The 19,938-nt window shown below is 29.7% G+C and carries 24 protein-coding genes and 1 pseudogene; 20 read left to right on the top strand and 5 right to left on the bottom strand.

Translation table 11 applies throughout. From position 1 onward, the window contains the following. The first annotated feature begins 21 nt into the window (after positions 1-21). Complete coding sequence (locus tag NMU03_RS00345) at positions 22-600, top strand: hypothetical protein (RefSeq protein ID WP_290140342.1); 579 nt, start codon at positions 22-24, stop codon at positions 598-600. A gap of 59 nt (positions 601-659) precedes the next feature. Next, a complete protein-coding gene (locus NMU03_RS00340) occupies positions 660-1,802 on the top strand; it encodes an SbcC/MukB-like Walker B domain-containing protein (protein ID WP_290140340.1) in 1,143 nt (380 codons plus the stop codon). Between the two features lie 319 nt (positions 1,803-2,121). Here the strand turns inward: NMU03_RS00340 and NMU03_RS00335 are convergent, their stop codons facing one another. Beyond that, complete coding sequence (locus NMU03_RS00335; protein WP_290140338.1) at positions 2,122-3,801, bottom strand: IS1634 family transposase; 1,680 nt, start codon at positions 3,799-3,801, stop codon at positions 2,122-2,124. 143 nt (positions 3,802-3,944) lie between these two features. Here NMU03_RS00335 and NMU03_RS00330 point away from each other — a divergent pair, with 143 nt between their 5' ends. From NMU03_RS00330 to NMU03_RS00325, 4 genes are all read left to right on the top strand, one after another. After that, the gene (locus tag NMU03_RS00330) at positions 3,945-4,076 is read left to right on the top strand and encodes a hypothetical protein (RefSeq protein WP_290140336.1); all 132 of its coding nucleotides are present in this window, start codon (positions 3,945-3,947) and stop codon (positions 4,074-4,076) included. A gap of 149 nt (positions 4,077-4,225) precedes the next feature. Next, positions 4,226-4,537: a class-II aminoacyl-tRNA synthetase family protein gene (locus tag NMU03_RS17940; protein WP_435372918.1), complete on the top strand. Its 312-nt coding sequence runs from the start codon at positions 4,226-4,228 to the stop codon at positions 4,535-4,537. Then, on the top strand, positions 4,525-4,683 hold the full coding sequence (locus NMU03_RS17935; protein WP_435372917.1) for a hypothetical protein: 159 nt from the start codon (positions 4,525-4,527) through the stop codon (positions 4,681-4,683). The genes NMU03_RS17940 and NMU03_RS17935 overlap by 13 nt, the downstream gene beginning before the upstream one ends. Then, positions 4,656-5,657 (top strand): His/Gly/Thr/Pro-type tRNA ligase C-terminal domain-containing protein, encoded by a 1,002-nt coding sequence (locus tag NMU03_RS00325; protein ID WP_435372916.1) that lies wholly within the window; start codon positions 4,656-4,658, stop codon positions 5,655-5,657. Before NMU03_RS17935 ends, NMU03_RS00325 begins: the two co-directional genes overlap by 28 nt. Before the next feature lie 157 nt (positions 5,658-5,814). Here the strand turns inward: NMU03_RS00325 and NMU03_RS00320 are convergent, their stop codons facing one another. From NMU03_RS00320 to NMU03_RS00310, 3 genes are all read right to left on the bottom strand, one after another. Beyond that, complete coding sequence (locus NMU03_RS00320; RefSeq protein ID WP_290140334.1) at positions 5,815-6,138, bottom strand: hypothetical protein; 324 nt, start codon at positions 6,136-6,138, stop codon at positions 5,815-5,817. Between the two features lie 141 nt (positions 6,139-6,279). After that, entirely contained in the window at positions 6,280-6,393 is a 114-nt protein-coding gene (locus NMU03_RS00315) for a helix-turn-helix domain-containing protein (RefSeq protein WP_290140333.1), read from the bottom strand. A gap of 77 nt (positions 6,394-6,470) precedes the next feature. After that, positions 6,471-7,067, bottom strand: coding sequence for a pentapeptide repeat-containing protein (locus NMU03_RS00310; protein ID WP_290140331.1), 597 nt, complete (start codon positions 7,065-7,067; stop codon positions 6,471-6,473). A 140-nt stretch (positions 7,068-7,207) separates the two neighbouring features. Between NMU03_RS00310 and NMU03_RS00305 the strand changes: the two genes are divergently transcribed. From NMU03_RS00305 to NMU03_RS00275, 7 genes are read left to right on the top strand one after another with little or no spacing between them, the layout of a single operon-like run. Continuing rightward, the gene (locus tag NMU03_RS00305; protein WP_290140329.1) at positions 7,208-8,038 is read left to right on the top strand and encodes a pyridoxamine kinase; all 831 of its coding nucleotides are present in this window, start codon (positions 7,208-7,210) and stop codon (positions 8,036-8,038) included. Continuing rightward, a complete protein-coding gene (locus NMU03_RS00300; RefSeq protein WP_290140328.1) occupies positions 8,035-8,217 on the top strand; it encodes a radical SAM family protein in 183 nt (60 codons plus the stop codon). Before NMU03_RS00305 ends, NMU03_RS00300 begins: the two co-directional genes overlap by 4 nt. Then, positions 8,193-8,675, top strand: a complete 483-nt coding sequence (locus NMU03_RS00295) for a TatD family nuclease-associated radical SAM protein (RefSeq protein WP_290140326.1) — start codon at positions 8,193-8,195, stop codon at positions 8,673-8,675. The genes NMU03_RS00300 and NMU03_RS00295 overlap by 25 nt, the downstream gene beginning before the upstream one ends. Before the next feature lie 12 nt (positions 8,676-8,687). After that, positions 8,688-8,957 (top strand): tyrosine-protein phosphatase, encoded by a 270-nt coding sequence (locus tag NMU03_RS00290; protein ID WP_290140324.1) that lies wholly within the window; start codon positions 8,688-8,690, stop codon positions 8,955-8,957. Continuing rightward, entirely contained in the window at positions 8,954-9,424 is a 471-nt protein-coding gene (locus NMU03_RS00285) for a tyrosine-protein phosphatase (RefSeq protein WP_290140322.1), read from the top strand. Before NMU03_RS00290 ends, NMU03_RS00285 begins: the two co-directional genes overlap by 4 nt. 52 nt (positions 9,425-9,476) lie before the next feature. Next, positions 9,477-9,911, top strand: a complete 435-nt coding sequence (locus NMU03_RS00280) for an MG284/MPN403 family protein (protein WP_290140320.1) — start codon at positions 9,477-9,479, stop codon at positions 9,909-9,911. Positions 9,912-9,932: 21 nt separating this feature from the next. After that, positions 9,933-11,075 carry a molybdopterin-binding protein gene (locus NMU03_RS00275; RefSeq protein WP_290140319.1) on the top strand — a complete coding sequence of 381 codons (1,143 nt, stop codon included), beginning with the start codon at positions 9,933-9,935 and terminating at the stop codon, positions 11,073-11,075. Positions 11,076-11,415: 340 nt separating this feature from the next. On the opposite strand, the gene NMU03_RS00270 is transcribed toward NMU03_RS00275, so the two are convergent. Then, entirely contained in the window at positions 11,416-12,294 is an 879-nt protein-coding gene (locus NMU03_RS00270; protein WP_290140316.1) for a LysR family transcriptional regulator, read from the bottom strand. Between the two features lie 158 nt (positions 12,295-12,452). Between NMU03_RS00270 and NMU03_RS00265 the strand changes: the two genes are divergently transcribed. From NMU03_RS00265 to NMU03_RS00235, 7 genes and pseudogenes are all read left to right on the top strand, one after another. Further along, positions 12,453-13,730 carry an adenylosuccinate synthase gene (locus NMU03_RS00265; protein WP_290140314.1) on the top strand — a complete coding sequence of 426 codons (1,278 nt, stop codon included), beginning with the start codon at positions 12,453-12,455 and terminating at the stop codon, positions 13,728-13,730. Positions 13,731-13,742: 12 nt separating this feature from the next. Beyond that, positions 13,743-15,290 (top strand): glutamine-hydrolyzing GMP synthase, encoded by a 1,548-nt coding sequence (gene guaA, locus NMU03_RS00260; protein ID WP_290140312.1) that lies wholly within the window; start codon positions 13,743-13,745, stop codon positions 15,288-15,290. 208 nt (positions 15,291-15,498) lie between these two features. Then, positions 15,499-15,747 carry a DUF4238 domain-containing protein gene (locus tag NMU03_RS17930; protein WP_290140310.1) on the top strand — a complete coding sequence of 83 codons (249 nt, stop codon included), beginning with the start codon at positions 15,499-15,501 and terminating at the stop codon, positions 15,745-15,747. Beyond that, positions 15,735-16,511: a DUF4238 domain-containing protein gene (locus NMU03_RS00250; RefSeq protein WP_290142394.1), complete on the top strand. Its 777-nt coding sequence runs from the start codon at positions 15,735-15,737 to the stop codon at positions 16,509-16,511. Before NMU03_RS17930 ends, NMU03_RS00250 begins: the two co-directional genes overlap by 13 nt. Positions 16,512-16,527: 16 nt before the next feature. Then, a complete protein-coding gene (locus tag NMU03_RS00245; RefSeq protein ID WP_290140308.1) occupies positions 16,528-18,447 on the top strand; it encodes a hypothetical protein in 1,920 nt (639 codons plus the stop codon). 625 nt (positions 18,448-19,072) lie between these two features. Further along, positions 19,073-19,399 (top strand): hypothetical protein, encoded by a 327-nt coding sequence (locus tag NMU03_RS00240; protein WP_290140306.1) that lies wholly within the window; start codon positions 19,073-19,075, stop codon positions 19,397-19,399. A gap of 214 nt (positions 19,400-19,613) precedes the next feature. Continuing rightward, positions 19,614-19,916 (top strand): annotated as a pseudogene (locus NMU03_RS00235) (restriction endonuclease); the annotation flags it as partial. Positions 19,917-19,938 lie beyond the last annotated feature (22 nt).

Here is a 19,938-nt window from a genome sequence, read left to right as displayed (position 1 = left end):
TTACCACGTCTAGAGCTAGAATTGGAACAGAATGAAAAAAATGTGAAAGAAATCAACAAGAAAAGAGTGATGATTCATGAATTAAGTCAATTTTATGATGAATGGAAATCTTTACAAGATCATCACTATGACTTATCCGTGGCTTATCAAGATAAACAGGAAGTTTATGAAAAGCTTTTACAACAATATCGTCATGAAGATGAACTTTTTCGCCGTCAACAAGCTGGTATTTTAGCCTTGGAATTAAAAGACAATGAACCTTGCCCAGTTTGTGGTTCTACGCATCATCCACATTTAGCTACATTGGAATCATCGGTTTTATCTTCTCGAGAGTTAGAACAGTTATCTAATCAAGTGGAAGCTGCCAAAACCCAACAACAAGAAGCTTATCAAGAAGTTTATCAACAAAATGAATTGGTTCAACAAATGAAAACACGTATTGAAATGTTGAAAAAACAGTTGGATATTGAAGATGAATTATCGAAAGAAGTATTTATTCGTTTGTTGTCGGATATTGTGCAAGTAATTGATGAGCAGGAAAAAACATATCAGAAAAAATATAATGATGTGATTTATTTAAAAAAGTCAAACGTAGCCTAGAACAAGATGCTATTTTATTACATCAACAAAGTCAATATTTACAAGAAGTTCAAAAACAATTGATTGAAAAAGAAAAACAAATGACTTTGATTTTCCAACAATATACACAACTTGAAAAAGACTATCATTTTCATCAACAACCTGATATTGCCTTAACACTTACAAAACAACAAGATGAATGGAAACAATGGCAACAGCGTATTGAAATGATTGAAAAACAATATCGTCAATGTCAAGAAAACATCTCTGTTTATACACATCAACTCAATCAACTTCATCAACAAATTCTTTCTTTACAACAAGAAAAACAAGAAGCTAAATTGTCATATCAGCAGTTTATTCAAGATTATTTTCAAGATGAAACAATATTTCTAGATTATCAAAAACGTATGAATGATATTGAAAAACAGGAACATAGCTATCAAAATTATTTGATTCAAACTGAAGCTTTATCGAAACAAAAGAAATTATTAGAAGAAAAAACAAAAGATTTTGAACTTTGTGATTTATCAAAAGAAAAACAACAATTAGATGAATTGGCTTATAAACGAGATCAAACTTATACCAAGTATCATGAAATTTTACAAACCTATCAACAAAATGAAAAGATTTTAAAAAACTTAGAAAAAGATTATGCCAAGAATCAAGATATTTTTGAAAAATATACGCTTTATCAGGATTTATATGATCAAACATCAGGAAAGAATCCATTGCGTATGTCATTTGAAAGATATGTTCTATCAGCTTATTTTGAACAGATTTTAGAGTATGCGAATATTGAATTGATGAAAATGACACAGGGACGCTTTGCTTTATATCGTAAAAAAGATGTCAAAGGTGTCAAACAACAAGGTTTGGATTTAAGTGTGCTTGATTATGAAACAGGCATGATGCGTGATATTCAATCATTATCAGGTGGAGAATCGTTTAAGGCAGCACTTTCACTTGCTTTAGGATTATCTTCAATGATTCAAAACTATGCTGGTGGTATTGAATTAAATACTTTATTTATAGATGAAGGTTTTGGTTCTTTGGATCATGAGTCCATTGATCAGGCTTTATCAGTTTTAATAGATTTAAAAAATGATCATAAGACAATTGGGATTATTTCTCATGTGGATGAGTTAAAAGAAAGAATTGATACTCAGATTATTGTGGAAAAAGGAAATCAAGGTAGTCGATTACATATTGAAAGAGGGTAATTATCAATGTATGTTTACAAATATCATCGTATGACAACAAAAGTCTCTGGGATTGGTATCACTGAATATCATTTTAAAGGTTTAAGAGAGGTTATTGACCGTTATGCCTGTGAAGGATAGCGATATGTTGGATATGTACCTATTTTACAAAGAGGGAATGGTTATATGGAAGAAATTGATTTGATTTTTGAAAAAGAAAAGTCTTAATTGCTTTTTAATGAAATTCTTGTATAACCTGACTTTGGTATCCAACATTAAAATATAGTGAGACTTTCATTGAAAAACAGTAGTAATCTTTTAAGTGATTGCTACTGCTTTTTTATATTTTGTACCTGAATATTTGTTTTACTTGCCTTTCTGTCAAGTAATAATTTGTTAACGGTAATTTTGTCATTTGTTCAAAGTCTTTTATGAACTTGCTTGATGTTGTTACGTTGATATATTTACTTTCTCCCTTGACTATCTTAAAACTTTTTACAAATTTCATAATTTCCTGTGTACTATATTTATTGTTCAAGATTTTGAATTGGAATATTCTTTCCAATAATACTGCCAGGTAACATATCAAAAAATGTCCCTTTATACTGTTTTCTTTTTGAAGGAATACTGGTCTGGCATCCAAATCGGATTTCATTATTCTAAATGATTCTTCTATCCTCCATAAATTGTGATAGGTATTGTAGATGTCTGTTGACTTCATATTTGTTTCTGATGTGATCAATAAATTATAACCTGCCAGTTCAAGTTCTTTTTCTATGATGTCTTCATTGATTGTTGCCTTTGCTTTTTCTCCATTTTCATTAGTGAAATTAACGTATTTTCCTAGATCTCCATATTCGGCTCTTTTTGCCTGACTGTAACATAGGCTTCTTGCCTTTTCAACCTGTTTGCTGATTTCATATCTTTTTTTAGATGCAAGCTTTGGATTATAAGTCACTACTCGTTTCTCAGTAAAATATATAGTCTTCTTTTTCCCATCAATTTCTATATGATAAGGAAATTTGTCAATGCATGACTTATATCTGTATAATAATGTACCATTATCATTTTTTATTTCTTTCCAGTCTTCATTATTCAACAATACCCATATCTTTTCTTTTTCAGGGAGAGTCTTGACAGATTTGGAGAATAAATAGCCATCTCCATTTTCTTTAGAAAAAGCAATGTTTTGAGTGCAGTTCAATCCCTTGTCAGCTACATGTATAGTTTTTCCTGAAATTTGGTTTTTCTTTTTAAGAGCCTGAATCACATCTCTTAAGACTGGCTTTTCACTTTCATTACCAGGAAACAGCTTCATGCCAATAGGGATTTGATTGGCATCAAGCAATAGCCCTAAACTCACAATAGGGTCTTTTCTATTTTCTTTTGATGGACCCTTTCGTCTAAAATTATCTTCTTTATCGATTTCAAAATAGAAATTGGTACAATCAAAATAAGTCCTTGAAGTATTGATATTATAGACTTTCTTCATCTGCTCATTAAAAATCTCGATGAACTTGCCGTAATCATTGCCCATGAATGCAAGACCGTCTAGAAGCTGATTATAAGAAAAATGAGTGGCACCTCTCAATTGAGGAATAACTTCATGAAAAGTTCTGTATTTACTGCAAGGATTCACAAGTCGGGCAAAAATAAGAGAGGAAAGCAATTCGTACAGATCAAATTCAAAAGAATTGGAAATATTGAAATAGTCAACAAACTTTTTGATATTCATTTTATTCAGTAAAGAAACAAAAGGAAAATATCCTAAATAAAGTTCAGGAGATGATTCAGAAATTTTGAGAGCCTGACTGTTAGAAATTTCATCATTAAGAGCATTGACTTCTTTTTGGAAATGAGCGATAGGATCATCAATTCCTTTGGCTTTCCAAGATTCGACAGAAGCGAGGGATTTAAAGGTGCGGTGAGCTCCACAGCGTTTTTGAGGGGAATAGTAACTTTCCACGATAGAAAGGTAGGTACGCCCGTTACGATGAGTTTTTTTAAGAAAATAAGCCATAAATAACCTCCATAATAGATATCACTAGTATCACTATATAAATTATAACATAAAAAAATAAATAAAAAAAGATAAAAAACAAAAAAAGCCGATAAAATCGGCATAATATAATATTTGATAAAAAAGGATTACTAAAAAATATAGTGAGAACTCCTAAAGACGGGTATGTTTACAAATATCATCGTATGACAACAAAAGTCTCTGGGATTGGTATCACTGAATATCATTTTAAAGGTTTAAGAGAGGTTATTGACCGTTATGCCTGTGAAGGATAGCGATATGTTGGATATGTACCTATTTTACAAAGAGGGAATGGTTATATGGAAGAAATTGATTTGATTTTTGAAAAAGAAAAGTCTTAATTGCTTTTTAATGAAATTCTTGTATAATAGTAAGGTAAATATTAAAGAAGGGGTATAGAAAGATGGCAAAAGTAAAAAATGATGCGATTACATCAAGAGATGAAGACTTTGCGAAATGGTATACAGATGTTTGTCGTAAAGCTGAATTAATGGATTATTCAAGTGTCAAAGGGTTTATTATTTATCGCCCATATGGATATGCATTATGGGAAATGATTCAAGCCTATATGGACAAAAAATTTAAAGAAACAGGACATGAAAATGTTTATATGCCGATGTTGATCCCTGAATCATTATTACAAAAAGAAGCTGATCATGTAGAAGGATTTGCGCCTGAATGTGCGGTTGTCACAAGAGGGGGTTGGATGAATTAGACGAAAAATTAGTCATTCGTCCAACTTCAGAAACATTATTTTGTGAACATTACGCTAAAATTGTGAATTCTTATCGTGATTTACCTAAATTATATAATCAATGGTGTTCTGTTGTCCGTTGGGAAAAACAACAAGACCATTTTTAAGAGGATCAGAATTCTTATGGCAGGAAGGACATACAATTCATGCGACGGCTGATGAAGCAAGAGAAGAAACAATGCGTATGTTGGATATTTATGAAACAACAGCCAGAGAATTATTAGCGATTCCAATGGTTACAGGTAAAAAGACAGACAAAGAAAAATTTGCAGGAGCTGAAGAAACATATACGATTGAAGCTTTAATGCATGATGGAAAAGCACTTCAATCTGGAACTTCACATTATTTTGGAGATGGTTTTGCGAAAGCCTTTGATATGAAGTTCTTAGATAAAGATAATCAATTAAAATATGTTCATCAGACATCTTGGGGTGTTTCTACCAGATTATTAGGAGCTATTATTATGGTTCATGGTGATGATAATGGTTTGGTTTTACCACCAAGAGTGGCACCTACTCAAGTGATGATTATCCCAATTCAACAACAAAAAGAAGGTATTTTGGATAAGGCTTATGAACTTGAAAGCCAATTAAAAGCACAAGGTATTCGTGTGAAAGTGGATGCCAGTGATAAATCACCAGGATGGAAATTCTCTGAAGCTGAAATGCGTGGAATTCCACTTCGTTTAGAAATTGGTCCAAGAGATTTACAAAATGGGCAATGTGTTGTCGCAAAACGTGTTGATGGTGAAAAACAAACATTAGCACTTGATGAAACATTACCTGGAAAATTAGCGGCTTTATTAGATCAAGTACACGATGAAATGTATCAAAAGGCTTTACAGTTTAGAGATGAACATATTACAAATGTATCAACATATGATGAATTTAAAGATGTTTTAAATTCTAAAGGTGGATATGTAAAAATGGCTTGGTGTGGAGATGAAGCTTGTGAAATCAAAATCAAAGAAGATACAGCAGCCACTTCTCGTTGTATTGACACTGATGCGAAAGCTGAAGGTGTTTGTCCAATTTGTGGTAAAAAAGCGAAACATATTGTTTATTTCGCAAGAGCATATTAAAACAGTTGATCAAAAATCAACTGTTTTTTTCATGCGTCCATAATTGGTCAGTGTATTTATGAAATGAATTGACATAAAGTATATGGAAAATGATCATATTAGAAAATAAACAACAAAATGCAACTAAAGAGGAACTATCAACAGCTTGTGAATATAACTAAACTTCAAAACAAAACAAAATCAAAAGAATTGGAACAAAAATCATATGATAGAAAACAAGATTAATATCAATAATTTTACGAATATTATAGTTTTTGATGTTTTGAAAGTGTTTTTTGACTGTGAAAATAATGATAAAAATAAGAGGAATAATAAAGAATATCATGTAAGGTACAGTTATTTGTCTGAAAAATTCTTTAAGAATAATGGAAAAATCAATTGTTTTAGGTCCAAAAGCATCATGATTATACAATAGAGTCATAACGATGATATTCAAAATATTAAAGATAATTTGAATAGTATGATAATTAAACTCATTCATGGAAGCGTAGTATTTTTGATACCATTTTTTTGGCGGAGTAGACGTGTTTTTCTCACCAGTTAATATTTCATTGACAGGTATTTCAAAATAGGTACTGCTCTGTAATAAAAGATCATAATCAGGTAAATTGACATCGTGCTCTCAACGGGAAATTGTACGGTTTGTCACACCAAAAATTTCAGCGAGTTGTTCTTGAGTCATACCTTTATTTAAACGTGCTTGTTTTAATGTGAGTCCAAATGTTTTGGGGTTCATAAGTCATCTTCCTTTACAGTTTCATCTTATCAAATCAACTGTTTTTTGAACAGGACATGTTTCGAGTTTAGGTGAATTTATTCTTTAATACGTACATTTAAAAGGTGAATCAAGTCAATGGCTTGATAGCGATTGATCATGGCACCACGAATATCTTCTGGAGAAGTGATGATTCCTTCAATATTGCAAGAGGATAAATCAATTTTATAAAGGTGCGAATGAAGAAATTCACATTGTTGTAAAAGACATTCATCAAAGGTTGTTTTATTCATTTTGTTTTCAATAAAACTGGCATTTTGTAAAGAACATTGTTGAAATTGAACAACTTTATTATTCATAAAAGCAAAATTAGCAAATGAACATAAACAGTCTTTTAGTATGACTTGATCAAAAATAGATTCAGAAAAATCTGTACCCATCAGTTTACAATTCAAAAATTTCACATGACGAAAAAGAGTCGCATTCATTTTAATATTGGATAAATCACAATGTGAAAAAGTGACATTAACAAAATAACTGTTTTCAAACGTAATATCCTGAAAATCAATATGTTCTAATATACAATGTTGAAAATCTTTATGTGTGAAATGGTAATCAAAGATGATTTCGTTTTGATAATGTCCATTTTTAATTTCATCTTCTAAAATATCATTTTCTAAAATATAACTCTCCATAAATAACTTCCTTTCTCTATTTCATCATATCATAGAACTATCAAAAATGATATGCTAAGGGCATCATTCATAGTTTCTGATGACAATTCTTCTTTTTTGATTATATTTGTGATAGAATAGGATAAAAATGAGGTGGGAATATGCAAAAGAAGATAGCTTTAATTAATGATATCACAGGATTTGGAAGATGTGCGATTGCAGCAATGGCACCAATTGTTTCTGCCATGAAGATACAGGCAGTGGTCATTCCAACGGCCATTTTATCAACCCATACCCAATTTCCTATTTTCTATTTTGATGATTATACATCAAGAATGAAAGATTATATTCAAACTTATAAAGATTTGCAATTAGAATTTGATGCTATTGCGACGGGTTTTATGGGTTCAAAGGAACAAATCGATATTGTTATTGATTTTATTCAGACATTAAAAAAAGATCATTCATTTATTCTTGTTGATCCAGTGATGGGTGATCATGGCAAATTGTATGCGACTTATACACCTGAGATGTGTGAGAAGATGAAAGAACTGGTGAAGTATGCTGATTTGATGACACCAAATTTAACAGAGCTGGTAACATTGGTTGACCGTTCTTATCCAACAACTTTACCTTCGTTTGATGAATTAAAAGAGATGTGTGAACAATTATCAAAACAAGGACCATCTCATATTGTGGTTACAGGTATTCCATTTAACGAGAAACAGATTCTTAATTTTATTTATAATAAAGATGAGGATTATCAAATTGTTATGGTTGATCGTATTGGTAAAGATCGTTGTGGTACGGGGGATGTGATTGCGGCAGTCATTGCAGGCAGTTATTTGAATGGTTTTAGTTTTTATGAAAGTGTTAAAAAGGCGACTAAGTTTGCATCACGTTGTATTCAATATTGTGAGCAGACAGGAGTTCCTCATCATTATGGTTTGTGTTTTGAAGAATATTTATATGAATTAGGAGAAGAGTTATGATTTTATATACATTACATGGAAATGGTTATCAAGATATTTGTCAATTAGCATCTTGTAAAGATGTGACAGTTTATGTTAATTTAACAAATCGCTGTCCTTGTGCCTGTACATTTTGTTTAAGACAGACAAAGGAAATGGAAGAAGGACATAGCTTATGGTTAAAAAAGAACCAACTGTAGAAGAAGTGATTCATGAATTTCAAAAATATGATTTGGATGATTTTAAAGAAGTGGTATTCTGTGGTTTTGGCGAACCTTTAGAAAGAGTGGAAGATGTTGTACAGATTGCTGGTATTCTTAAACATTTTCGACGTGATTTGCCAATTCGTGTGAATACCAATGGTTTAGCCAATTTAATTCATCAAAGAGATATTACCCCTGAATTAAAAGGACGTATTGATACGGTGTCGATTAGTTTAAATGCTCCAGATGCGAAAGAATACTATGAATTAACACGTAGTCGTTTTGGCATGAAATCTTATCAAGCAATGTTAGATTTTGCAGCATCTTGTCGTGATTATGTGCCTTTTGTGGTCCTTAGTGTTGTAGATATTATTGGTGAAGAAAAGATTCAAAAATGTCAACAAATCTGTGATGAACTTGGTGTGCAATTACGTGTACGTCCATTTGAAGAATAGGAGATGAGATCAATGTTATATATGACTAGGGAAGAACGTCAGATAACTTTAGAGAAAATGAGTAATACACGAGATTTAGGTGGATATGAAACACAAAGTGGACTTTATAGTCGTGCTCATAAATATATCAGAGCAGCAGCACCGACTTATGCAACTGCAAAGGATATGCAAAAGCTTAAGGATTATGGTGTGAAAGTTGTGATTGATTTAAGAAGTGATTTTGAAAAAGAATGTCAGCCTAATCCTTTTCAAAAGAAAAAGATATTGATTATTATGAAGTGAATTTATTTGATTCAACCAAAGCATCCATTGTGCCTGAAGAAGTTCAAACCTATAAAGATTTGGGTGGTGTCTATATTTATATGTTGGAAGGAATGAAACATAAGTTTAAAGAATTATTTGATATTTTTATCAAATATCCTTATGAAACAGTTTTATTCCATTGTTCAGCTGGAAAAGATCGTACAGGTGTGACAGCGGCTTTATTATTAGATTTAATTGGTTGTCATGAATATGATATTGTGAAAGATTATAGTGAATCATATGAAAATAATTTAGAAATTAATGCCTCATTAGCACAAATGATGGATAATGAAGAAGCTAAACAATATTTAAAATCTTCACCTCGTTATATGATGGAATTATTGGATTATTTAAGAGAACATTATGGTAGTGCTAAGGAGTATTTATTGGAAATTGGCATGAAAAATGAAGAAATTGATCAAATAATTGAAAATTTTACAATTTAAAAAAGAAAAATGCCCTCTAAAATGCGTATATAAATAATAGGAGGGATTTTTTATGGAAAAAAATTTAACACTAAAACAAAAAGATTATATCGTTAGAAAGATTTACAAAACTTATCAAAGGGCACAGTTGGATATCTTGTATTTAACACAGCATTACAATTATTATCCACAGGTTGATATGTTTAGAGTGAAGGATCAATCACCAGCTTATCATCGTGGTGATGAAAAAATTATGCGACAGTTAGAACGTAAACAACATCTTGAAAATTTTGTAGGTCTTATTCAACAAGTACATACACATTTATCAAGTGAAGCTTATGATTTTATTGAACATGAGTATATTAATTATTATGAAGCTTCTTGGTGGGTGACTTTTTATTCACGTGCAAGTTATTATCGTATCAAACATAAAGCATTAGATGAATTTATGGAGTGTATTTTGGTATTTTGGAGTGAAGAAGAAATTTTAGCTTTATTAGATTCTTGATGGTTTCTTTATGGAAAGACTTTGATTGATAGAGTTGATGAATGGTATCAATCGTGTTATCATTTTAAAGTGGATAAGATATTTTTAGGATTGTTTAAGGAGGTTTTTTGTGTGAATGTGGAAATTATTAATGTAGGAACAGAATTGTTATTGGGAGAAATTGTGAATACGAATGCGACATTGTTGCAGAAAGTATGTAAAGATTTAGGGTTTAATGTTTATTATCAAAGTGTTGTCGGTGATAATCCTCAAAGATTATATGATTGTTTAAAAATTGCTTTTGAGCGTGGTGCTAATTGTGTGATGACTACGGGTGGATTAGGCCCAACAACGGACGATTTGACGAAAGAACTGTCTGCGAAGTATTTAGGCTTAGAAATGGTCTATCATGAGGATGAGGCTTTAAAAGTAGAGAAAAAATGTCGTTATTGTACTGGTATCAGTCAAATTCCAGATAATAATTTTAAACAAGCTTATTATCCTGAAAATGCGTATATTTTAGAAAATGATATGGGAACGGCGAATGGTTGTGTAATGTTTAATGAGCATCAAATGATTATTAATTTGCCAGGTCCACCCAAAGAATTAAAATATGTTGTAGAACATGCTTTGATTCCATATTTACAAAAGTTTAAACAAGATACAATTTATACCTATGAGTATATGACGATGTTTATTGGAGAAAGTAAAATTGATGAAATATTAAGAGATTTAATTAATGAACAAGAGCAGGTTTCAATTGCTTTATATGCTGGTGAAGAAACTGTGCGTATTCGTTTGGCTGTCAAAGCATCATCATTAAATCAAGCTCATGAGATGATGAAAGATGTAAAAGCTGAAATAGAAAAGCGTCTGAGTGAATATATTATTCATGAAAAAGATTTGAAAGCAGCGATTATCAAAATGAAACCTTCTTTACAATTGACATATGAAAATGATTTCCGTTTTGATGATGATTGGTTACAGCCTTTTATCAAAGATGATGCACCTATTCATATTCATGTTAAAATACGTCAAGAAGAATTAGGTGAGGTTGTTTGCATTTCTATAAATGAAGAATATTTTGAAATTCCCACTTTTGTTGCAGCAAGATATTCTTATGCAAAAGTAGAGGCAAGATGGATTGGTAAGCTTTATCAATTTATGATGACACATACATTTTAAAAATACGGTACTTTTTAAAACTATTCCTATGTTTGTCTAATGCAATCGTTTACAAAATAATAAAATCAAAAAAACATTGGTAAAATCAATATAATTTTAATTTTTTACTTGCATATGAACAAACTTTATATATAATAGGAACTGTCCTAAGGGACAACGTGTATATCATATTATAATATTCTTCGATATACATATGAAGCAAAAGTATTCATATAATTTACTCAAAAAGATCCCTGTTAGTGGCAGCAGACTAACAGACAAATAGTGAACAGCAGCGCTATGGATCGATATAAGAAAAGAGCGATATTTCAGGGTATATCGCTCTTTTCTTATGTTTTGATTATTTTGACATAATAGGTAGCAGTTCAATGAATTTGAAAGCTGCAGGTGTTAATGTTTTACGTGATAAATAGGCATAACCGATACTACGCTTAGGCAATGGTGTTTCTAGTTGAATTTCATGGATTTGTTGATGTAAACATTCGGCTTGTGAAAATTCTTTGATGACACAAGCTTTGCCCAGACCATTTTTAACAGCTTCTAATAAAAGATTATGAGAACCAAGTTCAATAGCAGGTTGTAATAAAAATCCTTGTGAGGCAAAGTAATCATCCACATATTGACGAGAATTTGCATTTTTTTCCAACATCACTAAAGGTTCTTTTGCCAGTTCTTTGAATGTATAAATATGGTTATCTTTTTGTTGACTGACAAAAATATCATGAACCTGTAAACATTCTTGGATGGTAATGGCTTCATCAAATAAAGGCATATTGACAAAACCTAAATCAATATCACCCGTTTTTAAAAGTTCAATGATTTCTAAACTGGTACGATTGACCATTTTAATTTGAACATATGGATATTGTTGGTGAAAAGAAACAAGATAAGGCATTAGATAGTTTTCACTTAGTGTATCACCAGCACCTATTAAGAGTTCGCCTTGACTTAATTCTTGAAAATGAGTGATTTGATTTTCAGCAGAGGTAATTAAAGAAAGTGCCTGAGCAATTTTTTGATGGAGAATCTTTCCTTCCTTGGTTAAAATGACACCTTTGGATTGACGGATGAATAATTGCGTATGGAGTTCTTTTTCTAAAAGACGGATTGTTTGGCTAACGGCTGATTGCGAAATAAAAAGATTTCTGGCAGCCAGAGAGAAAGATAATGTAGAAGCAGCCTCGTTAAAGATTTTATATTGTTCGAGTTTAATATTCATATTATTTCTCCTTATATCATTGTTTATAAATATTAATTTTACTTATGTTTGTATTTATTTTATAATAGGAAAGAAGATACGTCAATTATGATAAATTTTGATTGTATAAAAGAGTCATATTTTATATAATAATGATGTAAAAAGAAAGGATGAATTTTATGGCTGGTGTTGTAGTAGTTGGAAGCATGTGGGGAGATGAAGGAAAAGGAAAAGTTACTGATTATCTTGCCCAAAAAGCTGATGTTGTAGTACGTTATGCAGGAGGAAATAATGCAGGACATACGATTGTTTATGATGGAAAAAAATTTGCATTAAAATTAATACCTTCTGGTATTTTTAGTGGACATGAAGTCATTATGGGTAATGGGATGGTTGTGAATCCTAAAGCCTTTTTGGAAGAAGTTCAATATTTAAATGATGCAGGTATTGATACAAGCAAGATTCGTGTCAGTGATCGTTGTCATGTGATTTTACCTTATCATCTTGAAATCGATGCTTTGCAGGAGGCAAGAAAAGGTGATAAGAGTATTGGAACGACAAAACGTGGGATTGGACCTTGTTATATTGATAAATATAGTCGTATTGGTATTCGTATGGGTGAGTTTGTTGATGAAGAATTATTTTTAGAAAGATTAAAAGAAACTTTCCCAATGAAGGTAATGGAATATCCTGAATTAAAAGATATGTTTACTGTGGAAAGTATTTTTGAAGAATATAAGGAATATGCGAAAGTAATCAAACCTCTTGTTTGTGATACAGGAATTTTATTAGATCAATATTTACAAGAAGATCGTAAAGTCTTATTTGAAGGGGCTCAAGGAGCTATGCTTGATATTGATTATGGAACATATCCATATGTTACAAGTTCTCATCCAGGTGCAAATGGTGTTAGTGAAGGAACTGGTATTGGACCTTTATATATCAAAGAAGCTATTGGTATTATTAAATCTTATACAACACGTGTAGGAGCAGGACCTTTCCCAACGGAATTGTTTGATGAAGTTGGTGATTACATTCGTGAAAAAGGACATGAATATGGAACTGTGACACAACGTGCAAGACGTACAGGATGGTTTGATGCTGTGGTTGTCAATCAATCAAGAAGAATGTCTAGTTTAACAGGAATTGCGTTAATGTTGTTGGATGTATTAAGTGGTTTAGATACAATTAAAATTTGTACAGCTTATAAATATAAAGGTGAAATTATTCATGGTTTACCTGCGACTGTTAAAGGGGTAGAAGAAGTAGAACCAATTTATGAAGAAATGCCTGGATGGCAAGAAGATATTACACATGTGAAATCTTTTGAAGAATTGCCTGTGAATTGTCAAAATTATTTAAGACGTATTGAAGAATTGATTCATTGTCCAATTGTGATGTTTTCTGTAGGACCTGATAGAGAACAGACAGTTGTATTAAAAGATATTCAATTTTAAGGAGGAACACGAGTGAAAAGAGAATTAGTCATTGTTTTAGACTTTGGTGGTCAATATAATCAGTTAGTGGCTAGACGTGTAAGAGAATGTAATGTTTATTGTGAAATTTATTCATATAAAACTGATCTTGAAAAAATTAAAGAAATGAATCCTAAAGGAATTATTTTAACAGGTGGACCAAATAGCTGTTATGAAGCAGATTCACCAACTTATTCAAAAGAGTTGTTTGAACTTGGTATTCCTGTTTTAGGATTATGTTATGGGGCACAGTTGATGCAACATGTTTTAGGTGGAAAAGTTGAACGTGCTGATGTCAGAGAATATGGAAAATCACATTTGATTGTCAGCAAGGAAAATTCAGCATTATTTGAGGGTGTACCTCAAGAATCAACATGTTGGATGAGTCATTTTGATTATATTTCCGAGATTGCTGATGGATTTGAAATTTCATCATATACAAAAGATTGTCCAGTGGCTTCTTGTGAAAATGTAGAGAAAAAATTATATGCCATTCAGTTCCATCCTGAAGTTTTACATACAGAATATGGTAAAAATATGTTATCTAACTTTGTGATGAATGTTTGTGGATGTGCTGGAGATTGGCGCATGGATTCATTTGTTGAAGAACAAATAAAAGCCATTAGAGAAAAAGTAGGAGATGGAAAAGTATTATGTGCTTTATCTGGTGGTGTGGATTCTTCGGTTGCTGCAGTTTTACTTTCTAAAGCTATTGGAAATCAGTTGACTTGTGTGTTTGTTGATCATGGTTTACTTCGTAAAAACGAAGGGGATGAAGTAGAAGCTGTTTTTGGACCTGAAGGTCATTATGAGTTGAATTTCATTCGTGTGAATGCACAAGAAAGATATTATGAAAAGTTAAAAGGTGTCACTGAACCAGAGGCTAAGAGAAAAATTATTGGTGAAGAATTTATTCGTGTTTTTGAAGAAGAAGCGAAGAAAATTGGGGCTGTTGATTTCTTGGTTCAAGGAACAATTTATCCTGATGTTGTGGAAAGTGGATTAGGTGGAGAATCTGCAGTTATTAAATCTCATCATAATGTTGGGGGATTACCTGATTATGTAGATTTTAGAGAAATCATTGAACCTTTAAGAGATTTATTTAAAGATGAAGTACGTAAAGTAGGATTGGAATTAGGAATTCCTGAATATTTAGTGTTTAGACAACCGTTCCCAGGACCAGGATTAGGTATTCGTATTATAGGTGAAGTCACTGCAGAAAAAGTGAGAATTGTTCAAGATGCCGATGCCATTTATCGTGAAGAAATTGCGAATGCTGGTTTAGATCGTTCAATTGGACAATATTTTGCTGCTTTAACAAATATGCGTTCTGTTGGTGTTATGGGTGATGAAAGAACTTATGACTATGCCATTGCATTACGTGCTGTTAATACTATTGATTTCATGACTGCTGAAGCAGCACAGATTCCTTATGAAGTGTTAAACAAAGTTATGTCAAGAATTATTAACGAGGTTCGTGGGGTTAATAGAGTATTCTATGATATTACATCTAAACCTCCGGGAACGATAGAGTTCGAATAGGTAGAATAGTACCGAGAGGTTTACAAGTTTAGAAGTGTCATTGAAAAATGGCACTTTTTATTATTGATATATTTATTGTTAAATTAGTAAATAATAAAAATTTAAAGGAATCCTAAATAATCATTTAATTACCATTTTTGAAATTGTATGTCATTTGTGAATATATTATAATAATATTATTAATTTTATTGATTGATAAGGAGTAAAAATGAAGATAAATAACCATTATGTTCCTCAAATTTATTTAAAACAATGGAAGCAAAAAAATAAGATTTATACTTATGAACTTTTAGTACCTAATAAAAAATGTCCTATTTGGAAAAGAGAATCTATTAGTAGAACATCAAGTTTGGATTACTTATATTTGTATAATATAAATAAAGAAGTTTCAGAAGAGTTAGAAGATTTTTTTCTTTTGAAGTTGAAAATTATTATCAATCATTTATTGATAAGTTAACTAATCATAGTAGTCTAGATGAAAATGATTTAAAATATATTTCAAAACTGATAGCGACTCAACATTTAAGAACAATAGGTGGTTATATACGCTGTAAGCAAGTGTTAACTAATTCTTTTGAGGATATTATTAAAGATACAATAGAAAAGATAGATAAAGAAATACAAGAAGGAATAGTACAACATAAGACAAATAAAATAAGTTCTATTGATGAAAAATTACTTCCTTTAAAAACTAATATAGTTAAGAAGGATGATAAAAACGTTTTTTTAGAAGTTAATAGTATAATAGGTAAAAGTACATGGATATATAGTATGAAACATTTATTGACTAAAACTTATAAAGTTTTAGATGATGTTTCATGGTGTATTTATGAAGCACCTGAGCATTTTAATTGGGTAACATCAGATGATCCAGTTATTTTTCTAAATTATTATGATAAAAATACATATGATTTTAAAGGAGGATGGGCAAGCAAAAATACTAATATTATTTTTCCATTATCTCCTAAAAAATTATTATTTGCACAAATAGGAGTTAAGCAAAATGTTTTGTACAAAAAAGCAGATGTAGACTTTGCTATACAAATTCAAAGATTCATAATTGAAAATGCTTTTTTAAAAGTATATTCCTTTAAAGAAGATAATATGGTTTCTTCTATTAGAAATAGAGTAGTTAATAGAAAAGAATTTTTGCGAATAAAAAAAGAAATAGAGCAGATACATGAAAACTATATGAATGATGAATTATTATATATAAAATAAAGAAAGAAGTGATAAGATGCATGACAAAGGTGTAAAATTTTATTCATCCAGCGATTTAGCATGTGGTTATAATCTTGAAAAAGCTGAAACAGTTTTAGAAGAATATGATGAATCTTACAAGTATGAAGATATTAATATAATTCTTGAATTTTATAATATTCAATTATATTTGTCTAATCAATGTTATTTAATTAGATGGAATGAAGCAACTATTAATGCATATCAAAATGCATCTAAAAGTTTTGATAAACAAATTGGGTTATATTTTTCTTTTATTGATAATACAAATATTATAAATATATATAAAGAAATACAGAATGAATATTATGATGATTTCTGGACATTATTTAAAAAATATAAATTATATAATAAAATATCAAAAGAGATATTTGAAATTATTTTAAGAGAACGATTAGATTTACAATATATTCTTGTTCATAAAATAATTGTTCAAAAATATGATCAAATAATATCAAACATAATAATGGAAGATATACAAAATTGTGAAGTATTGTTAGATGAATATTTGGTTTTTAAAAATACAGATAAAAAATATTATTTTCCAAATAGTTTAAATAAAACAAAATTAGTAGAAATGTATGTGGATTCAGAAGTGGCTAATTTAAATTATTTGGAACTAATTGTTAAGTCTTTAAGTACAAATGATTTAAAATTATCAGATAAACTTCGATTAAAAGCTAAAAAAAGATATGAAAAAGATATGAAAAAAATTTTAATAAAAGGAACATTTATGTCATATGGTGTTAAATTATCATTTTCTGATATACAAAGACAATCTGTAAATATTGAATTTAAGGATCATAACCTAATTTTTACTTATAGTAAAAAATGGTTCAAAGAAAATTTGGACTATCCAATATTATTGATTTATAATTTTATACATAATTTTATGTTTGTGGATAATCAAATAAGATTTTTGCATGTTCATAAATTGAATTCAATGAGTGTTATAGAGAAATGTTTAGGTATTAAAGGCAAAAATGAATATATAACTGATACAGTTTTTGAACAGTTAAATATGGCTGCTCAACTTCAAATACAAGTATATTATGCATTTTTGAATAATGAAAGTATTAAATTAGAAGCATTATACAAGTGGTTTTTTGAGGATTATTTGAAAACAGAATTTAATGTCATAGGTTTTTATTTTAATTGTCCATCAACAAATGCTAGTTATTTAGAAAAAAATCGCACATTAAATTCAGAAATAGATAGTGTGTTGAAACAATTTAAAATGTGGTGCGAAGATAGAAATATTGATTTAGAACTTTTACAGATGTCCTCTAATCATATGTTATATAAAGATCTTCCCAGTTTAATAGATAAAAAATATATTTATCCTAATAGTGAAGAATTTAATATAGCAAGTTACTTATTATGTTCAAATCAATCACCTATACATTATATTTCTAAAAAATATAATCAATCTAATTTTTATGAATTAATAAACAAGAATGATTTAAAAATTGAAGATTTTCATGAGTATCAACATAAAGATGTAAAATGGTTATTAGATCATTATTATATTTATACAAATATAGATGGATTTCTAAAAAATGATATAGATGTTATTTGGATTATTAATGAACTTTATTTGAATGATGTTTTATCTTACCACCATTTGGATAAAAATAAACAGAAAACAGTAGATATTCTTCTTGAAAAGAACATTTTAAAATATGAAAATACGTTATTTTCTAAACCTGAATACGATTATTTTAATTACATATTTAATAAAAGTGATTTTACTAATGGATTAGATATAAGAAATAAATATATTCATGGAACTCAAAGTATGGATGAAAATGTGCAAAAAAACGATTACTATATTATTTTAAGAATGCTTGTTTTATGTATTCTTAAAATCAATGATGAATTTTGTTTGGAATATGAGATAAGAAATTGTGGAAAATAATAAGATTTTTGAAACTATAAAATTGATATAATGTTATAGATTCAATATAAAATAAATAATAATTGAACTATTTAGAAGTGAGTTCATATATCAGAAAACTTTTATCTGAATAATTCGTATTAAATATGTGCTTAAGGTTTTGTGCTTTAATGGGATGAAATCAGTTTTATATGTTTTAAAATCAAGCTATCAGATTAAAGAATAATATTTGAAGTATTATGTTATAGTTGCAGTAAATTACAGAGATAACTAAAAATATACTTAATATTAAACAAATTAAATGATACTTTTAATAAATTTTTATAAGGTTTTTAAATAAAGATTAATATGAGTCTTATAAAGATAATATGAATTGTAATGATGAAAGGAAAGAATAAACAATGAAATGTATTTATTGTAATTTAGAAACAGAACTAACATCATCTGACATTATAACTTATGCAATCACAAGAGCAAAGCTAACCAAATCCTTTATTTGCACAACACATAATGCATTTACAAATGATAATTATGAGAAAAAAATTTGTAGCTAATTTGGATTTTTTCAAAAACCATTTAGGTCTTAGAACTCGTGATGGAAAACCAATTCAGTAAAAAAGCGAATATATCAGTAGGTGGGACAAAAATGCATAATGTAAAAGTTATTAATAGAGAATCACTATATGCACCTAAAGGTGTTGATGATGATGGCAAAAAGTTTTTAATGGCGCCTATGGATAAAATAGAAAAGATTGGTAAGGGAAAAGCATCTGTCGTTGATATAAGTGATGTGGTTTTGCATAAAACAATTTCATATGACAGTTTTCTTGGTTTTCACGCGATTCATAGTATTACTAAAATGGCATACGAATGGTATTGTTATATCAACAACATAGAAGAATATAAGGAAGAATATGCTGAAATAGTGGAATATATCTTAGACAATAAAAGAGAAATTTTGTTGATGTTATAATTGATGGGAATTACTATTTTGCAATAGACCAATTATCTGAAATAGGAACAAATGTGTTCTTTCAGTATGCTGATGTTGACGGATATAGATATGTTGTATTTGATATGATAGTTCTACTATTGCAACTAAATATAGTGGTGATGAAGGAATAGATGGAATTATTAAAAAGGATAAGTTTGGGTTTAGCAATAATTACATTTAAGCAAAAAGATGGAGTGGGACAGTTAGAAGACCAGAAATACAGAAATTTTTAGGTGCAGTGGCAGGACAAGGTGGTACTAAAGGCTTGTTTATAACAACTTCTTCTTTTACGAGGGAGGCTATTCAATTTGCAAAAAAACTCCAAGTTAAATTGGTTTTAGTGGATGGAAAAATGCTGACTCATTTAATGATGGAATATAATTTAGGTGTAAGCATAGAAAATACATATGAAATCAAAAGATTTGATATGGATTATTTTGATGATGAAATTTTTAAAGTTAATGTGAGTAGGTGGATGTTTGATGAATATTATTAGTTTTATATTAACTCTTTATAGT

The sequence above is a fragment of the Allocoprobacillus halotolerans genome (assembly GCF_024399475.1).
In the GTDB taxonomy this organism is placed as follows: domain Bacteria; phylum Bacillota_I; class Bacilli_A; order Erysipelotrichales; family Coprobacillaceae; genus Allocoprobacillus; species Allocoprobacillus halotolerans.
Note: the sequence above shows the minus strand (reverse complement) of the source record. Positions and strands in the feature narration are given on the sequence as shown.

What these genes read in the sequence shown, in the direction of transcription:
- NMU03_RS00335 (WP_290140338.1), bottom strand. Translation starts at nt 3,801, where the DNA reads ATGGCTTATTTTCTTAAAAAAACTCATCGTAACGGGCGTACCTACCTT.
- NMU03_RS17940 (WP_435372918.1), top strand. Translation starts at nt 4,226, where the DNA reads ATGGCAAAAGTAAAAAATGATGCGATTACATCAAGAGATGAAGACTTT.
- NMU03_RS00320 (WP_290140334.1), bottom strand. Translation starts at nt 6,138, where the DNA reads ATGAATGAGTTTAATTATCATACTATTCAAATTATCTTTAATATTTTG.
- NMU03_RS00315 (WP_290140333.1), bottom strand. Translation starts at nt 6,393, where the DNA reads ATGAACCCCAAAACATTTGGACTCACATTAAAACAAGCACGTTTAAAT.
- NMU03_RS00310 (WP_290140331.1), bottom strand. Translation starts at nt 7,067, where the DNA reads ATGGAGAGTTATATTTTAGAAAATGATATTTTAGAAGATGAAATTAAA.
- NMU03_RS00305 (WP_290140329.1), top strand. Translation starts at nt 7,208, where the DNA reads ATGCAAAAGAAGATAGCTTTAATTAATGATATCACAGGATTTGGAAGA.
- NMU03_RS00300 (WP_290140328.1), top strand. Translation starts at nt 8,035, where the DNA reads ATGATTTTATATACATTACATGGAAATGGTTATCAAGATATTTGTCAA.
- NMU03_RS00295 (WP_290140326.1), top strand. Translation starts at nt 8,193, where the DNA reads ATGGTTAAAAAAGAACCAACTGTAGAAGAAGTGATTCATGAATTTCAA.
- NMU03_RS00290 (WP_290140324.1), top strand. Translation starts at nt 8,688, where the DNA reads ATGTTATATATGACTAGGGAAGAACGTCAGATAACTTTAGAGAAAATG.
- NMU03_RS00280 (WP_290140320.1), top strand. Translation starts at nt 9,477, where the DNA reads ATGGAAAAAAATTTAACACTAAAACAAAAAGATTATATCGTTAGAAAG.
- NMU03_RS00270 (WP_290140316.1), bottom strand. Translation starts at nt 12,294, where the DNA reads ATGAATATTAAACTCGAACAATATAAAATCTTTAACGAGGCTGCTTCT.
- NMU03_RS00265 (WP_290140314.1), top strand. Translation starts at nt 12,453, where the DNA reads ATGGCTGGTGTTGTAGTAGTTGGAAGCATGTGGGGAGATGAAGGAAAA.
- NMU03_RS17930 (WP_290140310.1), top strand. Translation starts at nt 15,499, where the DNA reads ATGAAGATAAATAACCATTATGTTCCTCAAATTTATTTAAAACAATGG.
- NMU03_RS00245 (WP_290140308.1), top strand. Translation starts at nt 16,528, where the DNA reads ATGCATGACAAAGGTGTAAAATTTTATTCATCCAGCGATTTAGCATGT.
- NMU03_RS00240 (WP_290140306.1), top strand. Translation starts at nt 19,073, where the DNA reads ATGCATAATGTAAAAGTTATTAATAGAGAATCACTATATGCACCTAAA.